General features: G+C 41.1%; 11 protein-coding genes and 1 other annotated feature. Of the genes, 2 read left to right on the plus strand and 9 right to left on the minus strand.

The annotated features are described in order from the left end of the window. Positions 1–227: 227 nt before the first annotated feature. The 5 genes from ileS to N782_RS10800 form a co-directional block, all read right to left on the minus strand. A complete protein-coding gene (ileS, locus tag N782_RS10780; RefSeq protein WP_036819473.1) occupies positions 228–3,317 on the minus strand; it encodes an isoleucine--tRNA ligase in 3,090 nt (1,029 codons plus the stop codon). A gap of 62 nt (positions 3,318–3,379) precedes the next feature. Next, positions 3,380–3,601: a binding site (T-box leader), on the minus strand. A gap of 209 nt (positions 3,602–3,810) precedes the next feature. Beyond that, on the minus strand, positions 3,811–4,821 hold the full coding sequence (locus N782_RS10785; protein WP_036819475.1) for a FecCD family ABC transporter permease: 1,011 nt from the start codon (positions 4,819–4,821) through the stop codon (positions 3,811–3,813). Next, on the minus strand, positions 4,818–5,825 hold the full coding sequence (locus N782_RS10790) for a FecCD family ABC transporter permease (protein WP_036819476.1): 1,008 nt from the start codon (positions 5,823–5,825) through the stop codon (positions 4,818–4,820). Before N782_RS10790 ends, N782_RS10785 begins: the two co-directional genes overlap by 4 nt. Positions 5,826–5,931: 106 nt before the next feature. After that, complete coding sequence (locus N782_RS10795) at positions 5,932–6,903, minus strand: iron-hydroxamate ABC transporter substrate-binding protein (protein ID WP_036819479.1); 972 nt, start codon at positions 6,901–6,903, stop codon at positions 5,932–5,934. Further along, the gene (locus tag N782_RS10800; RefSeq protein ID WP_036819484.1) at positions 6,854–7,699 is read right to left on the minus strand and encodes an ABC transporter ATP-binding protein; all 846 of its coding nucleotides are present in this window, start codon (positions 7,697–7,699) and stop codon (positions 6,854–6,856) included. Before N782_RS10800 ends, N782_RS10795 begins: the two co-directional genes overlap by 50 nt. Positions 7,700–7,856: 157 nt before the next feature. Between N782_RS10800 and N782_RS10805 the strand changes: the two genes are divergently transcribed. Together N782_RS10805 and N782_RS10810 are read left to right on the plus strand one after the other, a co-directional pair. Further along, entirely contained in the window at positions 7,857–8,906 is a 1,050-nt protein-coding gene (locus N782_RS10805; RefSeq protein WP_036819485.1) for an NAD(P)/FAD-dependent oxidoreductase, read from the plus strand. 342 nt (positions 8,907–9,248) lie between these two features. Beyond that, positions 9,249–9,626: a hypothetical protein gene (locus N782_RS10810; RefSeq protein WP_036819488.1), complete on the plus strand. Its 378-nt coding sequence runs from the start codon at positions 9,249–9,251 to the stop codon at positions 9,624–9,626. 86 nt (positions 9,627–9,712) lie between these two features. On the opposite strand, the gene N782_RS10815 is transcribed toward N782_RS10810, so the two are convergent. From N782_RS10815 to N782_RS10835, 4 genes are all read right to left on the minus strand, one after another. Continuing rightward, positions 9,713–10,132 (minus strand): DUF4870 domain-containing protein, encoded by a 420-nt coding sequence (locus tag N782_RS10815; RefSeq protein ID WP_036819493.1) that lies wholly within the window; start codon positions 10,130–10,132, stop codon positions 9,713–9,715. Between the two features lie 60 nt (positions 10,133–10,192). Then, positions 10,193–11,671: a potassium/proton antiporter gene (locus tag N782_RS10820; protein WP_036819496.1), complete on the minus strand. Its 1,479-nt coding sequence runs from the start codon at positions 11,669–11,671 to the stop codon at positions 10,193–10,195. Between the two features lie 567 nt (positions 11,672–12,238). Continuing rightward, positions 12,239–13,189: a DUF2927 domain-containing protein gene (locus N782_RS20735; protein ID WP_052111299.1), complete on the minus strand. Its 951-nt coding sequence runs from the start codon at positions 13,187–13,189 to the stop codon at positions 12,239–12,241. A gap of 508 nt (positions 13,190–13,697) precedes the next feature. Next, positions 13,698–15,386, minus strand: a complete 1,689-nt coding sequence (locus N782_RS10835; protein ID WP_036819499.1) for a DUF6583 family protein — start codon at positions 15,384–15,386, stop codon at positions 13,698–13,700. Positions 15,387–15,452: the final 66 nt, after the last annotated feature.

Raw genomic sequence — 15,452 nt, forward strand, 5'->3', positions numbered from 1 at the left:
CTTGCCAGCTCGCCGGCAGGACGCGAGCCGTTTCCCACCCATCCCTAACACTCATTAAGCATCGGACCCTCCCCCTAACCAATAATCATCTCGAATCCAAGTCTTCAAGATTATGCTTCTTATCTTGAATAAGGCTATTTTTAATTAGTTGATTCCATAATCAACACCAAACTTTAATGACCTATGCATAAAAAAGCCCGAGCATTCATAGCTCGGGCTGATCTCATTTATTTCTGTAACGCTACCTTCACAACGCTATCTCCAACAGTAAACTCCTTCATCTCATCCGTTTCCCCAACAGTCAGGTTGTTCACGAGGACATTTTCACGGATTAGGCTTTCATTCTCCTGGATTGCTTTCTTTACATCGTCATCACCAGAAAGCGTGATGTCGACGCGGAGATCGATTGGTAGGTCTTGTTGTTTTCGATCGTCTTGGATGACACGAATTACTTCACGAGCAAGGCCTTCTAGGCGAAGCTCCTCTGTAATGTTGGTATCCAATACGACGTGGAAGTCTTGATTGGATCCCATGGAAAGGCCAGAATCGGCAATGCGTTCTACGTTCAATAGGTCGATTGGGACTTCTACGTCTCCATCGCTAGTTGGAACGACAACTTTTTCGTCTTGTACGACTTGTGCCGCTTCTTCGTCAGATAGTTTTTCCAAGTATCCTTTCACAACACCAACGTTCTTCCCAAGAACTGGTCCGGCTGCGCGGAAGTTTAACTTCACTTCGTAACGGACAAGGTCGTCAGAAGACTGCTTCACGACAACTTCTTTGACATTGATTTCATCTCGGATGATGGAGCTGTATTTTTCCATCGCTTCCCCTTGGGCTGGGTTTACCGGGATAACGGTTAGCTCAGCTAGTGGCTGCTTCGTTTTGATTTCTTCTGTGTTACGTACGCCACGCGCAAGCTCAACCACTTGCAGGACAGCATCCATATCTTGTTCTAGCTGTTTGTCGACGACTTGTTCGTCTACTTTCGGGAAGAATGCTAAGTGTACGCTTTGACCCGTCAGGTTTTGATAAATGTCGTCTGCTAAGAACGGTGTATATGGTGCCATCAGCTGACTCAAGCCTGTCAGTACTTCGTGTAGCGTGTGGTAAGCGGCTTTCTTAGATTCTGTCATGCCTTCTTCCCAGAAACGTTCACGGGAACGGCGAATGTACCAGTTACTTAGCTCATCCACGTACTTCTCAAGCGCGTTTGCTGCTTTTGTAAAGTCGTAATCGTTCAATGCTTCTTCTACAACGCCCGTTACACTATTCAAGCGCGATAGAACCCATCGATCAAGTAGTGTCTTCTCGCCGGCATCATTCGGATTGAATTCATATCCGTCGATGTTAGCGTATAGCGTGTAGAAGCCGTGCGTGTTCACGAGTGTATCGATGACTTTGGACTTCGCCTCAATCACGACGCGCTCAGAGAAACGTTTGTTGTTCCAAGGTGCACTATCTGCAAGAAGTGCCCAACGGAAGGCATCGGCTCCGAATTTGCCGACTAGTTCTGTCGGGTCTAGGGCGTTTCCTTTACTTTTGGACATCTTACGTCCTTCTTCATCCAGAATGTGACCGGTAGACAGTACGCGCTTATATGGCGCTTTGCCTGTGAATAGTGTAGAAACCGCTAGCAGGCTGTAGAACCACCCACGCGTTTGGTCGATTCCTTCACAGATGATATCTGCAGGGAATTGCTTTTCAAACTGGTCTTTGTTTTCAAATGGATAGTGCTGCTGGGCAAACGGCATGGATCCACTATCGAACCATACGTCGATGACCTCAGGGACACGTTCCATCGTTCCTTCACACTTCTCACACTTCAGCTGAACGCGGTCCACGTAAGGCTTGTGCAGCTCCACATCGCCGATATCGCCGATTGCTTTTTCTTTAAGATCAGCTTGACTGTGCGGTGCGTATTGGTGATCACAGGAATCACAGATCCAGATAGGCAGCGGTGTGCCCCAGAAACGGTTACGTCCGATGTTCCAGTCGACCATATTCTCAAGGAAGTTTCCGAAACGGCCGTCCTTGATGTGGTTTGGATACCATTCGACTTGTTGGTTGTTCTCAAGGAATTTGTCTTTAAGTTCTGTTGTCTTGATGAACCAGCTCTCGATTGCGTAGTACAAGAGTGGAGAATCACAACGCCAGCAGTGCGGGTAGCTGTGCTCGTATTTTTCTTTATGGAAAAGGAGTCCTTCGTTCGCTAGGTACTTCACGATGTCGACGTCACAGTCTTTCACAAAGCGACCTGCGAATGGAGGAATATCTTCTGTATATTGTCCTTGCCCATCTACAACGTTGAAGAAGGAAAGGTTGTGCTTTTTCACCAGGCTGTAGTCATCTTCACCATAAGCTGGAGCGATGTGTACGACACCTGTACCGCTTTCCGCATTAACGAAGTCCGCTTCGACAACGAAGTGACCGCGCTCTGGCTTCACGTATGGGAATGGTGCTACATACTCGACGTTTGCGAACTCGCTACCTTTGTGACGGGACACGACTTCGTACTCTTCGCCAAGGTTCTTATCAGCTAAAGCTTCTGCCACAATGTACACTTCTCCGTCTTTCTTGGCCTTAATGTAATCGAGGTCAGCGTGTACAGCAAGTGTTACGTTCGCTGGAAGTGTCCAAGGCGTGGTCGTCCACCCAAGGAAAAATTCGTTTTCTGTACCTTTTACTTTGAACTTCGCGGTTGCGGAAAGGTCCTTCACATCTTCGTAACCCTGCGCGACTTCGTGTGAGCTCAATGTCGTTTGACAGCTCGGGCAGTAAGGCGTTACACGGTGACCTTTAGAAAGCAGATTACGCTTATGAAGGTCACTCAAGATGTACCAAACGCTCTCAATATAGCTGTTGTGAAGCGTGACATACGGATCATCCATGTCGAGCCAGTACCCGATCGATTCCGTGAATTCACGCCATTCTTGTTCATAATTGAAGACACTTTCTTTACATTTCTCGATAAACTTCTCGACACCGTACTCTTCGATTTCCTGTTTCCCGGAGATGCCAAGCTGCTTTTCGACTTCAAGCTCTACAGGCAAGCCGTGTGTATCCCAGCCACCTTTACGAAGCACTTGATACCCTTGCATCGTTTTATAGCGACCAACAAAGTCTTTGATGACGCGGCCTAGTACGTGACCCGCGTGCGGAAGACCGTTCGCTGTTGGCGGTCCTTCATAAAATACAAATGTTTCGGCGCCCTCGCGCTCGTTCATCGAGCGACGGAAGACATCTTCTGCGTTCCAGTAATCTTTGACGCGATTCTCGCGGTCAATAGCCGCTTCTTTCGTGTTTACACTGCGCATCGTTTCCACCTCTTACCCTTTTATTTTTCTATATAAATCAAAAAATCCGCCCCTGAACACATGTCAGGGACGGATATACTTCCGCGGTACCACCCAGATTCCGTGCAGATGCACGGCTCTTTGCAAAAACGAATAACGGTCGTTTCCCGGTTCTCCCTACTCGAAGCCTTTCGGAGGAACTTCTCGGAGATGATCTTCAGCCAAACAACCGCCATCACCTTCCAGCAAACTGGTGACTCTCTGAGGACTGGATGATTGCCTACTCTTCTCGTCAACGAAATAATACGTAATTTCTTCTATATATTATAATGAAACATTCCGGCTGTCAAAACCATGTTACCATCTTAACCAGAAATCCGTCGTTCTAGACTTATAGTAGAAGATTTGTTTGACTCTATACGTACTTTCTCAATACGTTGCCAGGGTTCAATATCTACATCTCATTACAATGGAAGAAATGGTTTGTTTATAGTATAACATGGAGAGACGTCCATTACGTTTTCCGTATCAATAAATAAATGAAATAAGGTGCGCCAATTAAGGCAGCCATAATTCCGGCTGGTACTCCATCAGGCTCTAAAATATTTCGCCCTATCGTATCCGCTACTAGCAATAGCCATCCCCCTAAAAGAATTGCGATGGGAAGATACAATTGATTTCTCGGTCCAATGAGACTTTTAGCTATATGGGGTGCCATTAATCCTATAAACGCAATGCCTCCTGTAACGGATACAGCCGCAGATGCTAATGCTACGGCAACTAATAGCATCGAAAAGCGTTCCCTTTCGATGGAAAGTCCCACTCCAATCGACACTGAATCGCCCATCCCTAACAAGTTTAAACGGTTCGCTTTGTACAATGTAAACGGAATTAAAATGACTAACCATGGCAAGATGGCCCAAATAAACGGCCAATCAGACCCCCAAATGTTTCCTGCTAGCCAATTTGCGATAAAGTCTACCTTCTCTCGTTTTGCAGAAGAGATCAATACAACCATTAAACCGGAGAAGGCCATTGAAAAGCCAACTCCTATTAAGATAAGCCTGATTGGTTGAAGTCCAACACTTTTTTTATATGAAAATAGATATATCAATGTCGCCGTCAGGAATGCTCCTACAAAAGCAACGATTGGTAGCATATACACAAAAGATCCTACATCGATTGGGAAAAATAAAAAGAAGACTGCAACCGCAACACCAGCCCCAGTATTGATACCAATAATTCCTGGATCTGCCAAATCATTTCTAGTAATCCCTTGTAAAATGGCACCTGACAACGCCAAGGCCATTCCTGCTAAAACGGTAATGATTATTCGAGGCATACGTACAGAAAAGACAACAAAGTTTTCTTTAAATGTTCCTTGCTGAAGGAAGATGGGAATCAACCGATCATAACTCACAGAAGAGTACCCAAGACCTAACCCGACCAAAACAGTCCCCGTAATTAATAGAAGGAGAGCCGTTATAATCAATCGTTGTTTTCTTATAATCGCTGGATGAATCATGATATGGTCTTCCCTCCCTTATTTACGATAAATAGAAAGAAAGGTAATCCCATAATCGCTACGACAGAAGCGACAGGTGTTTCATATGGTGCATTAATGGTTCGGCCTATCGTGTCCGCTAATAACATAAAAGCAGAACCAAACAGAGCTGACATTGGAATAATATAGCGGTAGTCATTCCCGACGATTGGACGAACAATGTGGGGAATCATGAGACCAATAAAAGCCATATTTCCTACTAAGGCAACTGCAGCTCCAGCAAGAAAAATAATCACAATAAATAACGTAAGCTTAATTCTCGTTGTCTTCTGACCTAATCCTACCGCTACATCATCATTTAAGCTTAAAATGGTTAGTTGTCTAGAAAGATAGATTGCCACAACAAGACCTAAAAGGATGAAAGGGGTGATGGTTTGAATTTGATCCCACGTTGTACCAATTAGACCTCCAGCAGTCCACATCGACACATCTTTAGCAATGTTAAAATACAAGCCAATTCCTTCTGCAATAGCAGATAATAAAGCCGAAACAGCAGCACCTGCTAGAACAATTCGGAAAGGGGAGTAGCCACCCTTTTTTAGTGAGCCTATACCAAATACCATTACGGACCCTACTCCTGCTCCAATAAAGCATGCAATCATAATTCCAAAATAATTCACAGATGGAAGCAAGGCCATGGTTAATGCTAGTGCGGCGTTTGCCCCAGCTGTTAGCCCTAACAAACCAGGATCTGCAAGAGGGTTCCTGGTCATCCCTTGCATGATTGCACCAGCAACGGCCAATGCCATCCCTACGACAATGGCAGCTACTTCACGAGGCAACCTAATCTCCCTTATGATATTGGCACTCTCTGTTGAAGCGCTAGTTGTAATAGCAAGCCAAACTTGTTTCACACTAATATCCGCAGCACCTAATACCATCGCTACAAAAAAAGATGCAACAAGCACGATAAACCCTAATATGAACTTGTAATATAATGGAATAGTATTCTTATTTGCAATCATGTCAATCATCTTTTCTATATTAAAGTTTAAACCCTAGGAAGGACATCATTATGTACGTAAAAATAAGAACAGGCTGCCGAAACCATTCGACAGCCTTGTTCTCGTCTTACTGTTCACCAAGGAATGCTTCTTGGAAGTAGTCTAATTGATATTCTAGTGTGTTAGGATCATTAAAATAGAAGGCTTTACTGTTCACTTCAAATACTTGATCATTTTTCACAGCAGGAATATTCTGATACGTTTCTGTTTCTTGGAAAGAGTTATCTGTATCTTCATTCTTACTAACAATCATATAGTCCCCAGCGTATTCTGGTAGGACCTCTGGTGAGATGGCATAATATCCTTGCTCTAGAGCCATTTCCTTCACTTTTTCAGGCATTTTAAGATTCATTTCTTGATATAGAATCTCTGTTCCGCGTCCCCAGTTATCACCGAAAACATAGATTTGCTTATCAAATTTCTCGATTACAGAAACTGTCGTGTCTTCACCAATTTTTTCGCGGATTTTGTCTCCTGTAGATTGAGCGCGCTCTTTGAAATCTTCAACCCATTCTTTCGCCTGTTCTTCTTTATTTACAAGCTTACCAATTTCAATATGCTGCTGTAGGTAATCTACTTTACCGTATGTATAGGTAACAGTAGGAGCAATTTCTTTGAGTTTATCAACGTTTTTCGTATTAGATAATCCAATGATTAAGTCCGGGTTAAGTTCGATAATCTTCTCAAGGTTTTCTGCAGAAACTTCTTCAACATCTTTTAACTCTTCTTCCCAGCGAGGGTTCATCTTTGACCATGAATCGATTCCAACTAGATTAACATCTAATGCCATTAGGTTCCCTGCGAAGGATGATAATACAACTACTCGCTCTGGGTTAGCAGGAACTTCAACTGGACCATTTTCAGATTCATAGGTGATGGTTTCCGAGGAGGAATCACTGCTTTTTTCTTCATTGTTACTAGATTCCTCTTGGTTTTCGTTTTGATCATCAGCAGAACTTGCTTCCTCAGATGATTGACCTCCACATGCACTAAGAATGAGCACGAACAACAGTAGGAATGGAATAATTGCTTTTTTCATAAGTATCTTCTCCTTTTATTAAGTCATATGTTATACACATTGGTTTATTGGTACGTGGATCCCTACCAATTTCCGCATCGATTTGAAAAACGTCCTTCAACACCTCTTTTTGTATAACTTCTTCACATGATCCTGCCTTTACGATGTTGCCATCTTTCAAGGCGATTATATGGTCAGCAAAACGCGCTGCTTGGTTTAAATCATGCAGAACCATTACAATCGTACGCCCTTCATCCAGGTTCAGCCTTTGCAGAAGCTCTAACACTTCCAACTGATGTGCCATATCCAGGTACGTTGTTGGCTCATCAAGAAAAATCATATCCGTTTCTTGAGCCAAGGACATGGCAATCCATACACGCTGACGTTGTCCTCCAGATAAAGCATCAACAGGCTTGTATTTGAAATCTTCGGTACCCGTTACCTCAAGCGCCCAATTGATCATGTCGATATCTTTCTTGGTCAATCGTCCAAAGCCTTTTTGATATGGAAACCGTCCGTACGATACTAACTCTCCAACTGTAAGGCCTGATGCACTCTCAGGAGATTGTGGGAGAATCGCCATTTTCTTAGCAAGAGCTTTTGTATCTTCCCTAGTAATGCTGTCCCCATCCAGAATTACGGATCCAGACCGATGAGAAATGATACGCGTCATGGCTTTCAGTAGCGTAGACTTTCCACATCCATTTGAACCGATGATGGTAGTAATTTTCTGATCTGGGATATGAAGAGAAAGATCTTCCACAACGGAGCGTTCGCCGTATCCAATTTGTAAATTTTCCGTGTATAGACGGACCATAGTGAAGCCTCCCTAGATTAATTCGCGAATGTTGTTGATAATGATTCTCAATATCGGTTACAATGAATACTATAATTGTGTTCATAACGATTGTCAATATAATTTTAGTTCAAAAGAATGATAGTCTTACAAATGAGAATGGGGAGCGTGCGAATACATGGAGGAAATGGAATACTTTGATGTTACTATTATTGGCGGTGGTCCTGCTGGGCTTTATTCAGCCTTTTATAGTGGTTTACGAGAAATGAAAACAAAAATTATTGAATATCAGCCTCAATTAGGAGGAAAGATTCAAGTTTATCCTGAGAAAATGATTTGGGATGTAGGAGGCCTCACCCCTACTACAGGAGCTCAGCTGATGGACCAGCTTGTTGAGCAAGCAATGACGTTTGATCCAGAGGTTGTCTTGAATGAGAAAATTGAATCCATATCAAGACAAGAAGATGGCATGTTTGTACTTAAAGCAGCTTCTGGTGACGTGCACTATTCTAAAACCGTAATCGTAGCAGTAGGTAGTGGCATCTTAAATCCACAAAAACTGCCAATTGAAGGGGCAGAACGATTTGAGGTAACCAATCTACACTATACGATTAAGTCACTTCAGCGTTTTAAAGACAAGACGGTCATTGTTTCTGGTGGCGGAAATTCAGCTATTGATTGGGCAAATGAATTGGAGCCAGTGGCGAAAAAAGTGTATCTTACCTACCGAAAAGAACAATTAAAGGGACATGAAGCCCAAATTACGCAATTGCTAAGTGGATCTGCTCAATGCTTCTTTCAGACATCCATCTCAAAGCTACATGCAAGTGATAGCCATGAATGTATAGAGGAAGTAGAATTAACAAATCAGCAAACGGGAGAATCTTTTAAAGTAGCAGTGGATGATGTAGTGATTAACCATGGCTTTGACCGAGACGCTGCTCTCTTAGAAAATAGCCCTCTTAACCTTGAAATAGCGAATGATTCCTTCATCTCAGGAAATGCACGAAGCGAATCATCTGTAGAGGGACTTTATGCCGCAGGTGATATTTTAACGCACGAAGGAAAATTGAATTTAATTGCTGGCGCATTCCAGGATGCAGCAAATGCTGTGAATCGAGCTAAACAATACATCGAACCAGAAGCAAATGCTACTGCTTTAGTTTCTTCTCATAATGACCGATTCAAACAACGAAATAAGAAGTTAGTGAAAGAAATGGTGCAGTAATAAGTGATTTAGTAGTAGAATAGATATAGAACAAAAGCTCAGGGCGCCCTGCTAGCGACGTATATACTGCGGTCCACATGACGTGGGTTGGTTCGATGTTGCTACGTGACGTATTGCCCTTAATCGAACTTCCTCTGCCTACCGTAGGAGATAAAGGCAACACGAAAACATGCGTGATTTGATGTTAACTTATCGTAAGGGGGAGCAGGAAGTTTGCTAGTCGCTGGGCGCTGGAGCTGGACGTGGCCGCATCGGATCACTTTTTAGTTATACACAAGCCTTGAATTTTTTAATTTCATATAAAGGAACAAACTAACACGCTGTGGAGGGTGGAGCTTTAAAATGGGTAATTCTATTATTCCTTTCATCATATTTTTTCTGTTAGTTGGGATAGCTATCTATCAACTATTATTAGCCTTAGGATTTCCATTAGGCGCAGCTGCGTGGGGTGGTAAACATCGCATTTTACCAATACACCTCCGCATCGCTAGTATGTTTTCAGCATTATTTCTTGTATGTATGGGTATTCTAATCCTCCAACACACTCCCATTATTGAACCTTTCCTACCTACCCATCCTATTCTTTGGGTATTCACCGTCTTCTTAGGGGTGAATACGGTAGGAAATGTAGTATCACAAAGTAAACTAGAACGGCTCATCATGACTCCCATATCTAGTATTCTATTTTTGTTGTGCCTTTTAGTTGCACTAGGTTACTGATGTGAGCCTTTCCTTATATAATACCCTCCATGTAGAAAGAAGCTCAGAGCATTATACTCTGAGCTTTATTTGATAATAGAAGTTGCTTATTTCAAAAATCGAATGGTTAAAGGAAACTTGTATGGTTTACCCATTAATGCTTTCACGATAGCTGCCACTAGAAATATAAGTACAAAAAAGCCGTGTAGCAACAAAAGACCTATTATGATAAACCCTGCCCCTACTCCAATAACCGCAAATACAGGCGGTAGGTCCATAGCAGAAATATCAAAAAACGAGGAAAGTCCATTGATACCAAAAGCAAAGATCATAAAACATAAGAAATATAACTGATAGCTCAATTGAAAGTTAATATTTTCTTTGGAATGCTCATCGATTAGTATAGATTGTTGACCTGCTAACACCCGATAAACATACACAGCTAATATATTAAAGGGTGGTATTGGGACCATAGCAATCACGTGTGGGAGGGCTGCTAGTATTTTTTGTTGAGTCGAATAGTGCATTTAAATCTCCTTTTTTTAGATGAAACTCTTGAGCTAACCCTTCTATACTGATTACATCACTCACGATGATTTCTTTTTAACCATTTTCTTTTTTGGCTTAGTACCTATAAGAGCAGCTTTCACCTTTTCTCTGTTCTCCTTATGCACCAGTACATATAACGTATCATCGCTTGCCAGTATCGAATTTCCTTGTGGGGTAATAACTTTTCTATCTCGGATGATACCTATGATTAACGTGTCACTTGGCAGCTGCAAATCCGTTAATGATATTCCGATAGCCGGCGATTGTTCTGTCATAGCTACTTCCATGATTTCAGAATCTGTTTTTCCTAATGTGATTAATTCCATGCTTGGCATGACGTCATGATCCTCTTTCACAGTAAGACCTAATTTCGTTGCCAGCCATGATAACGTACTTCCCTGAATCAAGGCTGATATTAAGACTACGAAAAAGACAACATTGAAGATGAGATCACTATTTTCCACATCCGCAACGATTGGATATGTGGCTAAAACGATTGGAACAGCACCTTTCAATCCTGCCCAAGAAACGAACAACTGCTCCTTTAGATTATATTTCATAAACATAGTAGATATAAAAACAGCAATCGGACGAGCCACAAAGATTAATATAATGGATAGTAAAATCCCCTGCCAAAACACTTCAGGAAGTTGTTTTGGAAACACAAGTAATCCAAGCAGGATAAACATAACAATCTGCATCATCCATGCAAATCCTTCATTAAACCTTAAGATGGAAAAGCGATACAGAAGGTCATTATTCCCAACGAAAACAGCCATTACATAAACAGCCAGAAGTCCACTTCCCCCAATTGCACCAGCAATCGCATAGGTAACGATAGCACAACCTATCGCCAATACAGGGTACAAACCAGAAGCATCCAACTTTATATGATTTATAAGGAGAACGGTAATTTTTCCAAGTACAAGGCCAATGACCAACCCAACTCCCATTTGGACAAAAAATGTCCCTAACGTGGACCAAATAGAAGTTTCAGGAACTTGTATCATTTCAATCAAGGAAACCGTTAGAAACACTGCCATCGGGTCGTTTGATCCCGATTCTGCTTCAAGCGTAGAAACAAGTCTCTTCTTGATATCTTTTTTGCCAAGAACCGCAAATACAGCAGCAGCGTCTGTTGAACCAACAATTGCACCAAACAACATTCCTTCTAATAAAGAGAAATCCAGGATATACATAGCTGCTCCACCCGTTACTATAGTGGTAAGGAACACACCAAGCGTAGCCAATATACCTGCAGAGCCAATTATGGGACGAATATGATGCCATTTGGTCTGTGTACCACCCTCAAATAAGATGATAATCAAGGCAATGATTCCAATTAATTGCGTAAGTTCTACATTTTCAAAGTAAACGAAATTGTTAAAAGACATTCCTACTAAAAGGAATAAAACTAGAGAAGGTAACCCTAAACGAGAAGAAAATTTTGTTGCAACAACGCCAATAATCAGCATTGACGAGAACAAGAAAATTAGTGTATGTACAGATAATTCCAATTGAATACAATCCTTCCAAAAACATGCTCTATTTTCTATTTATTATGATAACCTTCATACCCTAAAAAACAAAACCTGATGCTTTTTTGTTATTGGATTAGATGGGGACAATTAGAGCTTTGTTAGTAAGTATAAGCTTTGGCCGGGTGTGGACGTGCACTCGGGTGCGCTGGGAGCCTTAGCGAGCGAGTTTCTGATTATAGGAGCGACTTCTTTAATTTTAGAGCGACTTTGACCATTTTCCGAGCAACTTTTCCAATTTAGGAGCGACCGCTGTTTTGAAAGACGTGCTGGGATCTGTCCGGGGGTGGCGGACATGCGCTGGGCCCCTTTGCGAGCGAGTTTTGGAATTTTGGAGCGACTTCGACCATTTTCCGAGCAACTTTTCCAATTTAGGAGCGACCGCCCCAATCCCGCTTCCAAGCCATGTTTCCGTTCCTCCCAATATCGCTGGAGGTGAGCGTGGAACAAGGACGAAATTCTCATGTGTTATTCCAATTTGCAATCCAAACACAAACGCCTGGGCAAACCCTTTATGATTAAAGGAATCGCCCAGGCGTTCAAATACTACATGTTGTTAAATGTTTCTATTGCCTTATCTGGACCCATGCCAGGTTGAATTTTGTTTTCATATAACATCTTAATCAGGGTTTCATCTAAATCCGTAAAAGCTTTGATATAGGTATATTTTTGAAAAAACATGCTATCGGGATAACTATAGGAATCGTTCACGAGTCCTAATGATTGAGTCAATTCCTCCCGAATTAAGTGAGTACGCCCTTTTTGAGAGGTTACATCGGTTGCAATAAGAATTTTAGCTCGGTTAATGACATAACCTTCTTTCCACCAATACTTAAATAACCCCCAGTTTCCTTCTTTAGGGTTAGAAACATATTGATCAAATTCTTCTAATGGTACGAAGTAAATTTCGATATTTGCATTTTCGTCTTGTTGAGTAAGTGTAATACTATCCTGTGCTTGATTGATGTCATTAATAGTATTTTCTAAAGCCTTTGCATCTTCTGATGTAGGGGAACCTGATACTTTGATTTTCGGATCTGATTTCCATTTTCGAATGGGATAATCCCCATCAATCCATTCAGATCCAAAAGCAATTTCTTGAAAATATTCTAATGCCTGATCAGAGTATTTGCCCTTATGTACTTTAAACTTCAACGTTTCTTCTTCCCTAAGGTTTTCACCATTTTCCGCTTTTACATTTGTACCAATATGTAGAGTGTATGTGCTCCCAGTATTATACGGAATTTTAGGTTCTACCTCTACCACCTTATTATTATTAGATAGATAGAGTCGTATATTCGTTTTAGAGATTTTGTTTCCATCTGGCCCTATTACATATATATTATCATGATTGATTGTGGTCGGATCCATTGGGGTATTAAATTTGATTTCCCAGGTTTTATTTTTTGGAACAGAACGTTCTTCTGCATGAACATGGCCTTCTATAGACAACATCGAAATCAATAGTAAACCTACAATTAGCATGACCTTTTTCATCAATAATCCCCCCTTTTGAAAAATTACATGTCTATATTTTATCATTTTTTGTCGAGTAGTGCGTGAGAAAATTGGATTCTTTACCAATTTTTAACACGGAATACACAAAGAAACGTATAGGATACTGATTAGCAACTCATACTATGCAACCCGTGCAACATGAGGTAGTTCAATCTAGTATGTGAGGCATCTAAATAATTTCACTTCGATGTTGCTAGGCGCTGGAGCAAGACATGCAAGCTTTAAAAGTATATAACCTCTTTGCTAAACGCTAATTTTTATAGGTGCGCTTTTGCGGGAGAGTATCTCGTGTTTGAGCGACATTTTTGATTTATGAGCGAAATTTGGAATTTAAGAGCAACTTTTCAAATTTATGAGCGAGATTTGAATTTTATGAGCGACATTCCAAATATATGAGCGACCACCTAAAGGAGCACGAGGTGCCAGTACAAAAATAAACCTGGTAGATGAAAAATCTACCAGGTTATGACTCTATTACGAATACTAACTATTTTTGTTCGTCAAATAGAGTATTAGCAAAGACGGACTTAAATACGTCAGCATAGCGCTTCATGTTGCGTTGAACTTTTTCACCGATTTCAGCCATTTCTTCATCGGACGCGTTTGTCATATCTACTGCATTTTCCCCTTCTGTTACTTCAGGGAACGTTAGCTCGTCTGTGAATTGCACATCTTGTTGTACATCAAACGTTAGGCTACCATTCATTTCACCCGTTTGAGGAGTTGTCATTGCTAAGTCCAGGCCAAATTCCATGTCCTGACTATAGCTATCATCAGATTCCTTGTTTAATGTAGTGTTCACATGACCACTGATATCAGGAATCATTTGTCCTTGAAGTGCTTCCCCATCTAAAATAACGTCGAACGCTACATTTGAGGAAGTTTCAGTGTATTCTGATGTTAGATCAAGACCAACGTTTAGGTCAGATTGAGTTTCAGGTGCATCTACTTTCAAACGGAATGTGTTATCCACGTTCAGGCCGTTACTTACCTCTTCTCCATCTTCTGTATAGCTTAGAACAACGTCTGTGTCTGCAGCTTCAGAAACAATAGAGATATCGCCTGATGCTTGATAATCATCGCCATTTTCTTTGTAGTTCCCTACCATTTCTACAGAAACAGTTTGGTCTGTTTCAGGGTTTAGAATGCTAAATGTAATCTCTTCATGAGCAACTAAGTTGTCTTTAATGTACGCTTCAATGTTGATACCGTCTTGAAGTTGAAGTTTATCAACATTTTCGATAGCCTTATTTAGATCAGCAATCATCATTTCTTCCTGACCTTCAGTAGGAACGCCTTGCATTTCCATTTGTGTCATAACCGTATCCCAGATACGCTCATCATTTTTTAGTTCTTCTAATAACTTCTTGATCATCTCTTGAGCGTTTTCTTCATCAATTTTTACGGAAACCTTGTTGTATGTTTCATCTTCAAAAGAAGCATTTTCTTCTAGGGAAAAGTCAGCTTCTTTTACTTGTTCTTCTAAGATATCTAGGTAATCTTGGCCAATCTGCTTTAACTCATCCATTGTAAATGTAGTCTGATTATATTCCACTACGTTTGGAATTTTAGTCATCTCAGGAGCAGCGGCGCTCATTTGACCCTCAGGAGTAGCTGGCATTTCTGCATTTGCACCTGACATTTCCATTAAATTACCAAAATCATCATTATTCACCGTGAAATACTTGTTATATAGATTAGTAATTTTCACTGAAGTCTTTTCTTCATTCTGATAGAAAGAACCTTGTCCAATTCTGTAGCGATCTAAATACAAATCCATATCCGCAAACATTTCATTTGTACTTGGGTCCAACTTAGAAGATGTTTCAAGCTTTGCTTTTGATAAAGCTTTTTCATACATAGACAATTTTGGAACCATTTGATGGATCATATCACTGTTTACATCTAAACCTGCTTGAATCGTAGAATTAGATTCATAGGCTTCTTCCAGCAAACGATCTTGTAGCTCATAAGATGTTTCCGTGTAAGGCTTGTACCTTTCCCACTGTACTTCATTTGTGTTTTTCTGTGCGTCTAAATAAAGGGACATCGGGTCTTCTTCAGCTGATGCATATGTAGCTGTAGCTCCAAATCCACTTAACGCCACTACTGCTACTGTCGCAGATACACTTGCTTTTTTCAGGTTTTGAAATGCTTTTCTTTTCAATTTTTCCATCCTCTCTTTTCCTTGGTAAAAAATTCTTTTCAACAGTACTCTACGAATCAGTCTACTATAAGTTTC

The organism is Pontibacillus yanchengensis Y32 (assembly GCF_000770635.1).
Lineage (GTDB): Bacteria > Bacillota > Bacilli > Bacillales > BH030062 > Pontibacillus > Pontibacillus yanchengensis.